Genomic DNA, 15,792 nt, shown 5'->3' with positions numbered 1-15,792 from the left:
ATTATCTCTAAACATTATTTACGTCTTTCTTTATAATACTCTTTGTTAAAGACTTTATCATATTTTGCTTGTCTTCTAGCATCTTTTTTAATCTCGCCTTCTTCTCTTGCTGCTCTCAGTCTAACATTTCCCCAAGCCCACATTCCGATACCAATTAGAACCAACAAAAAAGCAATTGATATGTAACCATCAAGTAAAAATACAAGTGCAAAGAAAAAAAAGACTACAGCAATAAGTTTGAATTTCATATGACCAAGCATCCCTATTCCCCTTCTTCCATTTTTTGATATATAAATATCATACCAAAAAATGACAATAAATAACAAATGTTGTTTTTAAACATACACAAATGATGGGTAGCCACGTAAGCACCTTACACAACTACCCATCATTTGTTTAATTACTACTTTCATACTGAGTTAGTCAACATCCGCATCATCCAAACGAATACGCACTACCTTCCCTTCCCCTAACCAAAATTCAATTGTTGTATGAAGTTTATGATCAGCATAGCCAATAATAGTAGTACCCTGTTCCGTCCGTTCATAATAATTCGAACCGTACGAATTAATAACATCCTGCTTCTTACTACCAAGCCCGATCCCTTTTGCCGTCTTAAGGTCTGTATTTTCTCCAATTATTAAACGAACAATCTTCCCCTTCTCTTTTCCTTTCATAATCGAAGCCGTCTCTACTCCGTTCTTCCAAGAGTAATAATCATATAATACGTTCTCTTTCTTGCCGATAGGCTCACCATATTGTTCTCTAAAAGAATCTTTAGAAATATTATCATGAAGCTTCATCTTTCCAATCGATTCATTTGAAAGATCTGTAAAAGCAGTATGGCTATAATAATAACTTCGCCCATCTATAAAAGGGCCTAGTAATCTATAACCAATTACGCCTATTCCGACAACCAAAACAAGTAATATAATGATTCGCAACTTTTTTCTCAGCACTTAATTCCCCCCTTCCACAAACCGCCCAAACTCCTTCAAAAACCTCAGCTTAAAACTCCCCACAGGTCCATTCCGATGCTTCGCCACATGGATCTCCGTCATCTCTTTCTTCATCGTTTCCTTATCATAATAATCCTCTCGATACATAAGCATAATGACATCCGCATCTTGCTCAATCTGTCCCGTCTCTCTTAAATCAGATAAAAGCGGGCGCTTATCTTGACGTGACTCTACGGAACGAGACAATTGCGACAATGCTACTATACAAACATTTAAATCACGCGCTAACAACTTAAGCTTACGAGAGATTTCACTAATCTCTTGAAATCGATTGCCCTTATGCTTCGGATCACCCGTAATAAGTTGCAAATAGTCTACAATAACTAAAAGTTTTTTATCACCGTGCTTCCTCTTTAACTTACGAGTCTGCATCCAAATATCTTGCACCGTAACGCCTGCATTATCGTAAATCTCAAGTGGTAGTTCCCCGATCTCTGCAAACGCCTTACTTACCTTTTCCCAATCTTCCATCGCAAAACGATGCTTCGGATTTTTCAGCCTACCTCCTGACACTTCACCCGCACAAGACGCCAGCCTTTTTAGCAATTGCTTACTACTCATCTCTAACGAAAACAATCCAACTGCCGCTCCAGACTTCGCCGCATGCAGTGCAATATTTAACGCAAACGCCGTTTTTCCCATAGAAGGACGCGCACCAAGAACGACAAAATCACCTTCCTGCAATCCGCACGTCATCTTATTTAACGATGTATAACCAGTCTCAATACCAGTATTCTCTTTCGTATCTTGATGAAGCTCCTCATACAAACCAACTAAAGCATCCTTCAAATCAAACTCACATACATAGTCCTTTTCCTCTAACTCACAAAGCGCCGTAATCGTCTCACCAATAATCTTCTCATTCTTCTCCGCAATAAGACGCTCTCCCATCTTGTGCCCGAGAACGCCAGCCTGATACATTTTCCATGCACCTCGAACAAGCCCCTCATAATAAGAAAAGTTGCTAGTCGTAGGCACACCCTCTATTAATGCTATAAAATACTCCATTCCCCCGATATTCTCCAAAAAATTTGGATTCATCCGAGAAACGAGCGTCACAAGATCAATTGGTTGCCCTTCATCTTCAATTTTTCGCATTAACCGAAATATAGACTTATGCACCGGCATAGAAAAATAATGCTCCGTCAAACGGCACTCCTTAATAAGCTCCCCATCAATTAATAGAGAACCTAACACCGTCTTTTCCGCCTCCACATTTTGAATACTCATGGCCGCCACCCGCGTTCCGCTAAAAAGCGCTGCAACTCTTCCTCTGACAGCGCATTCTTCTCCCACTCCTCGCACCTCGTCAAAAACTCCTCCGTCTCCCCAGTACTAACAGACGACTCCTTCTTCCTAAACTGAGCCGTATCTGCCTCAACCTCAGACACTTTCGTAAATCCTTTCCCGTGCCACCCCCTCAAAATCCCCTTCACATAAGCAACCGTTCGCTTATTATTCTCAAACGCAATTTGAAGAGCCTTCAGCACAAGCTCCTCTGACAAATCAACCATCCACGCACTCAGTTCCTCTACCGCAAACGGAGACAAACTACCAAAATGTTGCTCATAAAAAGAAAACACGCGACTTCCCGTCTCTTCCTCTATAACCTCTTCTTCCGCCTCTTCACAAACCGGATCAACATCATGAACGGCCAAATCACTCGGCATACCGAAATGAGCTAAAAGCATTGGAACATTCAGCTCCTCCTCTACGCACTTCTGAAGAAACATATGTACAAACTCCTTATTCTTCACACCCTTAAGCTCACGAAGCACACACTTCTCCACATTCGTATTCGTCACAGGATTATAACGAAGCCAATTCAAAACGAATAACTCCCTCGTATCCGCATCATAAAGAATCTTCCCATAATCAACAAAGCGCTGCACAAGCTTATCAACAGTCTCCCTGTTATAACCCGTCTCCATCTCAGCTAACCGCTTCGGAAACGGAAAAATCCCGCACTGCGTCGTCTTCGAACAAGTTAACAAATACACATAAAAATACCGCTCCTCCGGCGTCAAATCCAAAACAAAATCATCCTGCCAAAAATTCACCTGCACATTACGATACACCGCCATCCAAATTCCTCCCGTCCTCATTCAAAAGTAAAAAATTCTTCTTTGTACTATATATAGGGAGGAGGGGTGGGTTTTTGGCGTGTTATTTCAAAAAAATTTTTACAACTACTACGGTCTTTGTAGTTGTTTTTGTTTTGTTGTGTTTTTTATTAGTGATTTATTACTTGGTAGGGGCTTTGTAGGGGTATGGTAGGGGCTATACAAAACTATAAATTCTTATTCATACCTAATTACATCTTTCACTTTTAAAACTGTCCTACAACTAAGTCCTAATTCCTCTTCTTTTTTATTATTGCAAAACTCTATTTTAAATTTTATTAATTGATACCAATCTTATCTACTAGTATTGCTGGAATACTAATTTTGTCCCGTTATAATACATGTCGTAAAACTGCATTACTTATATTTTTAATCTCTTCTTTTAGAATTTGATCTATAAAATCGCCTCGACTCATATCTTAAACGGCGAAATAAAAGAGCCCCCCTAAATTATTTAGAGGCTCTTCCTAAAAGATTGAATTTCCTGAGGTTCACAAAAACTATAGAAGTATTAGTAAAACATAACTATTCAATTCTTTTTAACAAAATACGATTATCTAGACTTAAATTATCTTTTACTTAATCAAACTCAATATCAAATATCTTTTCATACTAATAGTTCAACTATCTCAATCCATTTGAACTATTAGTTAAGTTTACTTCTCTTCAATAGTACTACCTTTTATTATTCAATTTCTTATAACCTTGTCTATAGCATTTTCGTTCATAATTAGGATTACACGATATGATTACTACTAAGGGAATCAAACAGTACTTACGTGGCCCATGATTATTTTCACACGTTATAATAAACATTATATATCTACTAATAAAGGAGCGGTTTCAAATGAGCAACCATGTATTCGAAATGAACGTAGATGGTGAAAAAATTAAGTGGGAAGAAAAATCACATGCGCAAATCTTCCGTAACTTTTGGCAATATTTCTTGGAAAAAGATTTAAAAAAAACAATTAGAACAATTGAAATTATAGGCATCCGAACATCAAATCTTTCATTCTTTGAATCTAAAAATGGAAGTAAAAAGAAAAATATCTTTGTTACAGATGACTATTATATTTACACACATTTAACACCAGCAGCCATGCAAAAAGTATATATAAAATTCCTTTCTGGCTGGGAACAACAAAACGCTGAACCACTTAACAATGAGCTTGAAAAAACAACTGATCAACCACAGAAAGAAGAAAAACCAAAATTAAAAAACATCTATAAAAAAAGTCTCGCAATGGATTTAGTTCGAGCTGGTCACGACCTACACCACACAATGCGAAATCGCGAAAATAACAAATATCAAGTCTTTGTCTTCGAAGATACACCAAAGCTGATTGAAGACTTATTAAAATTAACAAAAGAGGATAGATGAAGAACTTATATTTGGGCGATACTCAATGAAAAAAGAATAAAATAGAAAGGCAGCTTCCCTATTTTATTACTAATGGGGAGCTGTCTGATTATGGACTACATCTTATTCATTGCTTCTTTTATCACCCCATTGTGTTTATATTACCTCATTAATAAAGCTGATTATCTATCATAAAGCAATTGGAATAAATACTGCATCCAAAATAACATACATGTAATAAATATCCCAAACACTACATTCTCATTAAACTTCTTAACAATAACATTCCATTTAACTACAATATATTGATTAGCGATACACCAATAAAGGAACAAAAGAATTGAGATACCGGTCAAATGAATCATAAAATACACATCTATTTCCCCCTTTCAATTTTATGATTCTCTTATTATATCCCTTACTAAATTAAAAGATCAACTATCCACACGCTCTTTAAATATCAAAATTTACCTAGTTGTGAATTTCTCCACCTCTTAATCGCTATGAAAATCACTTAAGAATTTTAAAAAACTTGACAAGGATGGCCTCCTACTATTTCGAGGTTTCAACATATTTTTAAAATACAAAAACCACCTCAAACAAATATACCGTCCAAGGTGGTTTTCTAAAACTTTCATATCACTATTAAATTATTACTTCAATCTATCCTGCAACGCACTAATATTAATAATTACGGGACTACCCGACTTCAACGTACCATCTTTCTGTAACATTGGTCCAGAAGTGATGCATTGACCTTTCTTCAATGTTGCAAGTCGTTTTTCCCACTCTTTACGTATAGCAGAATCTTGAGCAAGATTTGATGCAATGGCACTAATTTCATTTTCTGGTGGCATGAAATACACTTTTTGACTTGAATTCTGTAGTCGTGAAATTTCATCCGTTGTAAATTGGCCTTTTAATGATTGTGTTGCATACCAACCTGACCAGCCAAATTTTCTTCCTTCGGTTAAAATTTTGGCACTTGGTGATTTTTCTCTATGATCAAGATTTTGTGCTTCATCTAATATAACTGGGAATGGTTTATTTTTATCTCCATGGTGCAATTGATAATTCCAAATATCCCATAAGATAAACTCTGTAATCATGAGCTGTACATCTCTATTAAAGCCTGTTAATTGTACAATAAATACTTTACCTTTTTGGTTTAGTATTTCTCCCCAATCATATACAGCACTATGATTAAATGGATTTTTATCGATAAATGGTTTAATTAGTGATTTTGTTGTTTTTGCAGGGCCTGAAGTATCTTCTTCTAGTTCTGCTAATAAAAATTCCAAATTCATATTGTCACCATATTTAACTAAACCACGCATTACCGCCTCATATATAGTATTTTGTTGCTGACTACCTAATCCTCTATATACAGCTGCAAATACACTTTTGATTCTTTCAGCAATGTCTGTATTATCTTCATCAATATAAATTTCCTCATCCAATTCTTTTTGATTTCGTTTAAATGGGTTTATTGGAAATTTGTCTTTTGCTACTAAAAATTGTTCAATATTACCTTGAAGTTTCTCTTTAAATTCCGGTTCTAACTTAGAATTCTTGAATCCATCTGTATAGTCAAATATCATACTAGAAATTCCATTTTGTGCCAGTTCAAGAAGTAAACATTGAATGAAATAGCTTTTACCCTGCCCTGATTTACCCGAAATTAAAATATGTCTATTTGCTAGCTCTGGATTTCCAAATTCCCAATATATTTCTTGAGTCGATCCCTCTACTGTTCCTAACAAAACGCGGATGTCCTTTAATTCTTTTGTTTCTTTTGTTTCTTTTGTTTCTTTTTCTTCTTTTTCTTCTTTTTCTTCTTTTTCTTCTTTTTCTTCTTCAGAATGAGGTACAGTTGGAACGACTTTATTGCTAGGATTTTTCAACTCTTGATTAGAATCATGATTCTTATTCAATAATCTATCTGGATTAATATCAGTTCCACCAGAATGGATTTTCGTTTTGATTACCTCAATTTCTTCTACGACCCCTTCATATCCATCCTCTTCTGTTAATTCCACTAACAGAATATCTCCTTCTATTTTAACTGATCTCCATGCTTGTTCTTTTTTGAATGATAAAATCGCACCTTTTCCAATTTTACTATCCAAATGTCCATTCATTTCATAATCGTCATTTAATAATCTTTTCTTTAGTTCTTCAATTTTTTCATAAGATTTTTCTGGCCAAATGTTATTTGCAATAAACTTTTCGGCATTAGCTAGCAATAACTGCACAAAAAAGTTCCGGAAAAACTTATGTTTAAATACATGTAAACCATCTTCACTTACTTTAGAAAGTTGTGTGTCAAATAATTGCTTAGTTGCATTGATTTGCTCTTTCGCTTTTGCAATGGCACTTTCTTGATTTAAACCGATTTTTACTTCTACTGGATAATAATGCACTGATAAATTATTATCTTGCATTTCTATCCCAATTAACAGTAAATCGTCACTATGTGCACCTTTTCCACCAAGATTTTTTGCAGAAAATACCCCTTCACTCTTCGTTAATTTTACCGCTCCAGCAACACGCAATATTTCTTCTAATGAGATAGGAATCCATAAGATATTCTCATGATCTAAAGTACTTAATATATATTTCACAGCCGAAATGATGCTTAACTTTTCTCTTGAGAATTGTCCTTTACTTCCAATAATTCGTAGCAACCACTCACCATTTAAACTATTGAAAGCTCTAATAGCTGTATTAATTTTTTCAGGTGTCGAAACAATTTCTTTTTCTGCCAAATACTGTTCAATAACTGATCGGTATTGTCTTGCTTTATCCGTTACTGTAATTGCATCGTACTGACTTGATGAAGAATATTGATCACTATAATGAATGACCAATAAATTGCGTGATGAATCTTGGAAGAAATCCAAACCAACATTAGGCTCAATAAATGTTACCCAATAAGAAGACTCATATAAATGTTCAAGAACTTGTTCATCATAAGTAGAAGTTCTCGTAACAATTGTTTCATTCTTACGGTAAGGGTTTGTACCATCGTTATTTAAATTACTTCCCAGTTCATTCATACAGCTAGCAGTTTGAATCAACAAGTGTTCATCATTCAATACATTTTTCAATCCAAAACCTGTACGATAATCTACTTCTGTACTAATAGATGATAGAGAGGATAACATTCCATTTAATGATAAGCCCGTCTCAATATCCTCCATTGTACTTTTTGCATGCTTCTCATTTGAAATCATTTTATAGAACGAAATATGAGCATAACCATATTCTTTCGTACCTATAAGTTTATAATAAAAAACATTTTCTCGAATCAATCTTAATACATCTACAGCATCAAGATTCTTTGATGCTAACGATAATTCAAAGAACTCCTCGAACTTTTGAACATCATCATATATAGAAAACTTTTCAAAGGCACTTAATATATTATTTTCATGATATAAAGCAACCTCTACCGGTATAATTTTGGATGGTCCCTTTTTATCTATTTGCTTCTTAATAAAATGTACTAAACCTCTTACAACTTCTTTATCATTATTGATATTAATAACATTGATTCTTATCGGAGATTTAGATTCTTGTAAAAATAAGTATTGGAAATGCTCCACAAATTGTTGAAGCTTTTCCTCAACTACGTTAGCGAGAAATGCATTAGATTCACCTATCGCTACCTTATGAAGCGGTTCATAGACAATCCACTCGGGAGCTTCATTTTGAGCAATTGGACGATACAATTCCTCATTCTGTCCATATATATATGGCAATAGATTGTTAGGATGCAGACGATTTAAAATGTGCATCTCAATTACTTCATTTTTAATTTCATCGTTAATATTTAATTGGTAGGCAACATTAAGAGGATGTAACGGCGTTAATACAACCCTTTGTTCCTCCTCAATAACTCCCAATTTAAATAAATTTTTCTCTTCTTCTTTTAACATTACATTTTCTTGTATATTGGCAACACTTTCATTAAAAGCTTTCAAGTATCTTATAGACAACTCTCTTAATTGATCGTCCACAAAACAAAGACTAGGAACCGTATTATTAAATTTATAGTAATTTAATAGTTCTTGGTACGCATCTCTCAATGATGGATTAATTGATAATTCAACCTTATTTAGACCTGATACTCCTCTAATCGCAAAAGAGATTTCATTTTCAATCCATGCTCTTTCATCTTGTAAATAATTTCGAAATCCTTCTCGCGCTGAAAATTCTCTTGCACCCTGTTTTAATTTATTTGTATCACGGTTATACTCAAAGCTTTCTTGATTCTCTCTCTTTAATTTCCACACTCTTTCTCCTGAAACTGGAACAGTCTTTGCAATTTGCTCTCTAATAAGAATAGGAATTAGAGATGTTCCAACCTGAATAGAAAACGATAAGCTATCATCGTTCCATGCCGGAGAAGAATCTGAGACTTCAAAGCTTCCGCCTTGCCAATTTATAATCTGTGCATCTTCTTCAATAAATATTTCTTCTGGCTCACTAGAAATATCTCCAAAAACAATACTTTCTTCTGCTTTATTCATAACTACATTTTTCGTATTCACATTCACTTCATAAATTGTTTGGAGAGCTTGTAAAAATGCGGCTTCACATTCTACAACAGCAATATGAAACTCATACTTTGACTTAGATTGCATTTTATGTGTATATACAACTTTATGGAATGAGGTTCCATTTTGCTTATGCACTAAATTTACATATAGTTTTTTTCCAGATACCCCACAAAAATCCTGTGAATTTTTATGAATGTATTCCTTCTTCAATTTTTCTTCAAACTCAAAGTTTATGTTAATGTTTTCTATTTGTGTAGGATTAAAAACAACGATATGTCGTTTACGTCGTCCAGCCTTTGTATCAGCCTGTGCTTTCTCCCAGTACAACAGACCCTCTTTTGAATATTTCTTGGTTGATTCAATGTAATCTAACGGACGATCTGTTGCAATCAAATTGTCGTTAGACTCTTTAACAAAATTATAATCCGTTTGCTTCCAATCTTCTTTCTTCAGACGGGAAACACCTTTCTCATCGAATAATTTTTCTAATTGACTCTCTAAATGCTCATACTCTTGCATATGTTGTACTTTCTCAAAAAATGAAGCATTTTCTTCTAGCCTTTTTTTCATTTGAGCTGAAGTAAATTGATTTAAATTTTCATCATAGAAAATGCCTAAATTAGAATAATCTTCTCTCACAATTTCTTGCTTTGATAAAAATCCAAGAATTTCTTCATAATCCCAAAGAGATGGTCGCACAATTGTATCATCTAATTTTTTACGTAAATAAAATGATAGTACTTCCTTTTCTTCTTTGTTTAGATCAGAAGTTTCAATTTCTTCTTTTAATGTTTTCAAAATTGATTTTACATTAAATGGCATGCCTTCTTTTTGTAAATCACTGCTACCACCCTTAATACTGTCTAGTGTCTCATGACATATACTAAGTAAAGCTGTTTTTTCCCAAACATCCTTTTGTTCACCGACTTCATTACGAAGTGTTACTAAAAAGTCAGGAGTAACATTTTCTGATGTAGTCGCAACAACTACCTTCATTTCCTCTGAAATCCTAATAGCAATCGTTTCGTATGGAGCACCTTGCTTATGCTGATAATAAAACGCCTGCGATAAATCTTGTTCTTTTAATGTGTCATAAAACGCTTTCACTTGTTCATGATTATCAAATTGAAGATAAAATCGCTCTCCACCTCTAAGATTTTCCGCTTTTAAATAATTTATTAGTTTATCTGAAAGATAATTATAAAATTGGTTTAACATACTGTGCATCACCGCTATCACTTTTTTTGTCTATTAAATTCAGCTTATCAAATAACTGTACAATTTCTTCTTTTGAGTATCGATCAAAGAATAAACCTCTAGCCTCTAAATCTATAAATACTTGCTTCAAAGGTTTTCTTTCCTTTTTCAAACTTAATGCTGTTAGTAGCAATAACATATCTTGACTAATATTAAGCATATAACCAAGTGAACCTCGAGTTTTTAAGAAATATTTTTTTCCAATCTCTTCTATTGATAAAGAATATCTATGTCGAGGTCCTTGCATCGTATCTTTTTCATAAGCTTCTTCTATACTATGGAATAAAGATTGTACAAGCGTATCATATTCTAATTCTAAATTTTCTTCATACATCCCAAGACCTAAATGTCTTCTATATTCCATAACCCAATCACAAAGCATCTCTAAAAATACTTCTTTATCCTCATCGGATAATTGCTGATATGTTGCCTTCAATTCAGGATAGCAGCCTGCTTTTTCTACTCCCATTAAGAAATTTAAATGCTCTAAGCAATTAATATGAAGTAGTAAATGTCTACCTGTATCTTTAATCATTTGATAACCATGAGTATAACCTTTTCTATTCTTACTCGTAGACTCCCAGTCGAGTGTAAAATAAACTTCGTTGTTCTCACTAAAGTTCGCTTTCCCACCTTGTGAAAGTTTTAAAGTCAATTGAGTAATATATAAGAAGTAATAATAACTAAGAAACAAGTGATAATGGTTTCTAAAATAATCTTTATGCTCCGCTAAAAATTGAAAATCTTCTTTGAATATCTTCGAAATAAATGGAATTTGATTAACATAACGGATTTCTTTTTCATCTTTCTCTAAATGATCCAATCGCTTTAACACAAGACGTGACATTAAATCTGTTGAATCACTTTTTCCAAAAATCTCTTTTACTGTTTCTTTTTCACCTAATAAGACATCTAAAAGAAACCTAGCAATATCTTGTTCTCCTTTTTTATCTGCACTTTCACTTAACGGTAAATATTGAAATAAATGCAAATGAAAAATTTTAATTGTATTGTCACTATCTTGTAAAAAAGTACGTAATATTTGTTCAAAGTGCGACCTATCTTGCTGCGAGACATCAACAGATTCACTAATCTCTCCAATAAGTTCTTCTAGATTAACTTCCATTTTCAGTTTATTCCCGCTAACAAGACGTGTGAATTCTCCTAATACTCCCTGAAATCCTTTAACAAATTTTGCCCGCTCTGTTCCTCGTGTAGAGAAAGGTAACAGAGGCGTTTTTTTATTTATTGTATGTTTTAATCCTAATTTTTCTGGTTTAATACTTAAAGAACTTCTCAAATGCTCTAAATTCTCTCTTACAATCATTTTCTAATCCCTTCTAAACGTAAATTCTTCAAAATCTTCATCGTATGTTAGTTTAAACATTCCATTTTCATTAGATTGAACAAACAATAATTCTTTTTCTCTATTTCCTAATTTCATTATCTTATCCACAAATTCAACAAACTGAATACAATCTTCTTTATCCTTTTTATTCGGACGATAACCTTTTGAAAGTTTAACCATCATTTCATATAGCGGATAATCTATTTCTAAATATACGGGATTTACTTTATCTTCGTTAGAAAAGGCAAGTAATATATTTAATTTAAATCGATTTAATACCTCTAGTGCTGTTCCCTTCAAATGTCCTACAACCGGTTTAACCTTAAGTGATTGTGCAACCTGAGTAGTGTCATTTGAATAATCCATAAACACATAATCTGACTTCGGACTTCCATTCCATAAGAAAATCGATTTTCTCGCTAAATTATACATATCTCTTAAATCGGATCGATTTCCTTTATTAAAGGCATATAAATATTCCATATATTCCTTATAATTTTCATCCGCGAATATCTCATTTAAAGCTGGGGATAAAAAGAATGACATGCGTATTAACGTTTTATTGAATACCTGCCTAGATGAATCACTTAACTCAAAGAAAGGTCCCATCTCTTCTAGCCCATTTGCCCATTTATCAAGCCCTTCTAGAACTAAATGTTTTTGGAAAGTATTCTTCATATTTACTGAGTTGTTTAGCTCAATTAGCATCTGGTCTAAACTATTTGATCGAAGATGAATAGGATCCATTTTAGAAATCACTGCTAGTAGATTTGATTTTTCTTGACCATCAAATAATAAATTCGGCAATAAAGCTTCTGTTTTTTCCATCATACCTGCCCCAAGAAAATCTTCATCCCCATGAGAAGGTACTAAAATATCATAAATAAAATTAAGCATGGAGCGTGTCGAAATAATCATCTTATGCTTAACTATTGCTTCAATTAATATGCTTAAAACACCATCTCTTATCTGTTGCTGTTGCAATAACTCATAATTCACCATGAAGAATCCATTTATACCACGTTTCTTATCCTTCAAATAAGCTTGATAGAATGGATTTCTTTCTGAATCGACTACAATTCGCTTTAAAATAGATGAAAAGTAATCTGATTTTGGCCCCTCACTAGTTAATTCAAAAGGTTGATAATCACTAAAGCTAATTAAGTGAAAGTTACTGCTTTGTTGATTCGTAGCAACCTCATTCGCCTCGAATATTCCTGAGTCCTCAATAAATTTCGTTAAAGTTTGATAGTGCTCTTTTGCATAATCTGATTCAATAAAGTTATGCAGCACCCCTAAATTAATAGCTAAAATTAGCTTACATCCAGAACTATCAATCTCACTATCACTGTACGGCTTTAACACTTCCGCTAATGTATCAAGAGAACTCTTTTGCGGATCAAAACTTTCCGTAGCATCATTATGAACCGAAAATTCTTCCATCAATTCAGGATATTTATTTTTCACATACGATAATAAATGTGATTTCCCATCTCCAACGCTACCACACAAGAAAATCAATTGACTTGTATTTTCTCCTGCTGCTGTTGTTAGAGCCAACATCATATCGTTCTGTATCGTTCTTTCAACATGTAAATAATCCTTAAAAGAACTAAATTCATTAGGATTTTCGATTGCCTCTTGAGATGATTCTTTCAGCTTCGAGAGTTCTGCCAGTAAATAGCTCTCTCCTTCTCCAAAAATAAAATCATCATACCCAAAATGGTTGTCTGTTTCTTCCTCATTATCCACAGATTGTTTATCTTCAACTTCTAATCCTACTGCAATCTCAGGGTTATTTATCTCTATTAATTCCTCGGTTTGGTTTGGCGTATTTTGTTTGCTTGCAATCTCAATTAGCACTTTTAACTTTTCTTCTAAACTAGCAGATATCTTTTCTTCTAATTTCTCCACAATATGTACACTACTCTTCGGCTGTGGGTGTTTATATTTCGGAGCGACAAACTCATAACTCCCGTATACCTCCATAAACCACACTGCAATTTGGAATAGATTTTTATGCATTTTAAAAGCACTCTCTACTCCACTTTCAATATGTTCATGTGCCGCTTTATTTCCTAAATAGCGAACCGTATCAAATGAACGCGAAATTTCTTTTGATAAAATATCTTCTCTTTCTAGTTTTTGAATACGATCTACTTGTTTTAAATATTGTACGTCGTACAATTCATGCTCTTCCGCAATGCGTTTTGATAATAACTCTGAAAATATTCTTCCCTTAATTAAAACCGATTGGGGATCTTGATAAAAAATATTTTCAATATCCCTACCAATTTCCGCTAACTCAGGGAATATCTCTTGTAGAAAATCAAATGTATATTTCTCCAATGATGTAACACCTCTTAATATAAAAATACGTTTCGAATATATTCCATATTATACAATATCTATAGAGGAATTGTTGGTATTAAGTACAAAGGAAATTAGTGGATTGCTACTCCGCGATAAATTTGATTATTTCCCTATTAACTACTCCCTTCTCAATTAAAAACTTGCATAAAAAATAACCTGATTCTATAGCTAGCTATAGAATCAGGTTATTCCCATACTTTATTATTTTAAATATCTAATAAGCATGTGCCCTATTTATTTCTTAGAATAAACTCAACTGCACAATACTATCCATCTTCTCTTCTTCTTTGTTAATCTCTAAAATCCTTTGACCCATTCGCTCCACCAAATCAACCACTAAAGCATTTCCCATACAAAAGTATCTGTTTCTTTGTGGCATACCTGTGTTTGTCCAGTCCATTGGGAACCCATTTAACAACTCACATTCAGCTGGCGTTAAATATCTTAGCCTTTTTGTATAAGGATCTTCAATTACATGGGAACTTCTATTACATGTTCCTTCACTTGTTAACATTGTACGTCCAGGCTTATCTAAACCATCTGGGAAAGCCATTCCTCCCTCAGCATAGAAGTATTTATGACCCGTCGCCTTTGATACTCTTTCTTCCTTTTTAGGACCTTTAAGGTACTTAAGTTCCTCGAATTCTGTTCTTCCCTTTTTGTTCACCTTATCCATTTTCAAATAATACGATTCATCTGCGGGACCAAATTTATCATATACTTTCTGAACAACCTCACCTAAAGTCTCTGGATTTTCAGTTAGTGGGACTACTTCTTCAGTATATACTTGTCCCTCTATCATCACACCAGAATTATAGTATTCCGCTTTAAATGTATCAGAAACCTCAATAATATCGACCGGCAACTCAAATTGCCCTCTTTTTTTGTTTTCTTCCGGCGCTTCATGTACATTAAAAATCGGAGCGAAAAATCCATTTTCACACAATATCTCTAGAGACTTCATTTCATTTTGAACAGATGCGAAATGAGATTCTTTTAAGTACGCAAAAATAAATACTCTTCGTCTTCTTTGAGAATTCCCATAATCCGCAGCGTTAATAACTCGCCATTCTACTGCGTATCCTGCGTCTCTAAAACTCGCTAGCATAATAGAAAAATCACGACCTCTTTGTTTTGCTGGTGACTTCAATAATCTATCTACATTCTCTAACAAAACAAACCTTGGCTTGCGAGAATTAACTATGTTCATTATCTCCCAAAAAAGAACACCTTTTTTCCCTTGTATTCCTTTTTCATTTGATAAAGTACGTGCTACAGAATAATCTTGGCAAGGAAAGCCTCCTACTAATAAATCATGCTCAGGTATTTCCTGCCAAGCTTCAGCTATATCTTTATTTACATGTATTCCTTTATTTTCAAAGCGAGTTGCATAACAATTAAATGCATGTTGTGCTTTAGTTGAGGGTTCCCATTGGTTTCCCCAAAGAACGTCAAAGTTTTCGTTTGCTTCCAGTCCTAATCTAAAACCTCCTACTCCCGCAAAAAGTTCTACTACTTTCACCATAAATACACGAACATCCTTTCGGTATTTTATTTATCTATGCTTCATTATAATAAAAAGTGAGGAAAAGATCAACTATAACATTTCAGGAACCATACTTTTTTACAATTCCTTTTTTTGGCTCGTGGCAATTAAGAAAACAGTTCGCCGCAATATCAATATTATAAAGGAACCAACTTCACTTGAACAGATCCAATATAACAGTTATTTAATAGAACAAAC

At 33.8% G+C, this 15,792-nt stretch carries 9 protein-coding genes; 1 reads left to right on the top strand and 8 read right to left on the bottom strand.

Translation table 11 applies throughout. The features are described 5' to 3' along the window. Positions 1–14: 14 nt before the first annotated feature. The 4 genes from JTF23_RS12720 to JTF23_RS12705 all read right to left on the bottom strand — a co-directional run bounded on the left by JTF23_RS12720 (position 15) and on the right by JTF23_RS12705 (position 3,103). Entirely contained in the window at positions 15–260 is a 246-nt protein-coding gene (locus JTF23_RS12720) for a hypothetical protein (RefSeq protein ID WP_088077800.1), read from the bottom strand. Positions 261–419: 159 nt separating this feature from the next. Next, entirely contained in the window at positions 420–959 is a 540-nt protein-coding gene (locus tag JTF23_RS12715) for a hypothetical protein (RefSeq protein ID WP_204208892.1), read from the bottom strand. Next, entirely contained in the window at positions 960–2,249 is a 1,290-nt protein-coding gene (dnaB, locus tag JTF23_RS12710) for a replicative DNA helicase (RefSeq protein ID WP_204208891.1), read from the bottom strand. Further along, a complete protein-coding gene (locus JTF23_RS12705; protein ID WP_204208890.1) occupies positions 2,246–3,103 on the bottom strand; it encodes a DnaD domain-containing protein in 858 nt (285 codons plus the stop codon). The genes dnaB and JTF23_RS12705 overlap by 4 nt, the downstream gene beginning before the upstream one ends. Before the next feature lie 886 nt (positions 3,104–3,989). On the opposite strand from JTF23_RS12705, the gene JTF23_RS12700 reads away from it, so the two are divergent. Then, positions 3,990–4,526 (top strand): hypothetical protein, encoded by a 537-nt coding sequence (locus JTF23_RS12700; protein ID WP_204208889.1) that lies wholly within the window; start codon positions 3,990–3,992, stop codon positions 4,524–4,526. Positions 4,527–5,158: 632 nt separating this feature from the next. Here the strand turns inward: JTF23_RS12700 and dptH are convergent. From dptH to dcm, 4 genes are all read right to left on the bottom strand, one after another. Beyond that, complete coding sequence (gene dptH / locus JTF23_RS12695) at positions 5,159–10,288, bottom strand: DNA phosphorothioation-dependent restriction protein DptH (RefSeq protein WP_204208888.1); 5,130 nt, start codon at positions 10,286–10,288, stop codon at positions 5,159–5,161. Continuing rightward, entirely contained in the window at positions 10,269–11,654 is a 1,386-nt protein-coding gene (gene dptG / locus JTF23_RS12690) for a DNA phosphorothioation-dependent restriction protein DptG (protein ID WP_204208887.1), read from the bottom strand. Before dptG ends, dptH begins: the two co-directional genes overlap by 20 nt. A gap of 3 nt (positions 11,655–11,657) precedes the next feature. After that, positions 11,658–14,024 (bottom strand): DNA phosphorothioation-dependent restriction protein DptF, encoded by a 2,367-nt coding sequence (gene dptF / locus JTF23_RS12685; protein ID WP_002030095.1) that lies wholly within the window; start codon positions 14,022–14,024, stop codon positions 11,658–11,660. Positions 14,025–14,289: 265 nt separating this feature from the next. Continuing rightward, positions 14,290–15,573, bottom strand: coding sequence for a DNA (cytosine-5-)-methyltransferase (gene dcm, locus JTF23_RS12680; protein ID WP_002030096.1), 1,284 nt, complete (start codon positions 15,571–15,573; stop codon positions 14,290–14,292). Positions 15,574–15,792: the final 219 nt, after the last annotated feature.

Origin of the sequence: Bacillus sp. RIT 809 (assembly GCF_016892495.1) — a bacterium.
GTDB lineage: Bacteria > Bacillota > Bacilli > Bacillales > Bacillaceae_G > Bacillus_A > Bacillus_A cereus_U.
The sequence above is the reverse complement of the archived record's forward strand: the minus strand, read 5'-3'. Positions and strand labels throughout refer to the sequence as shown.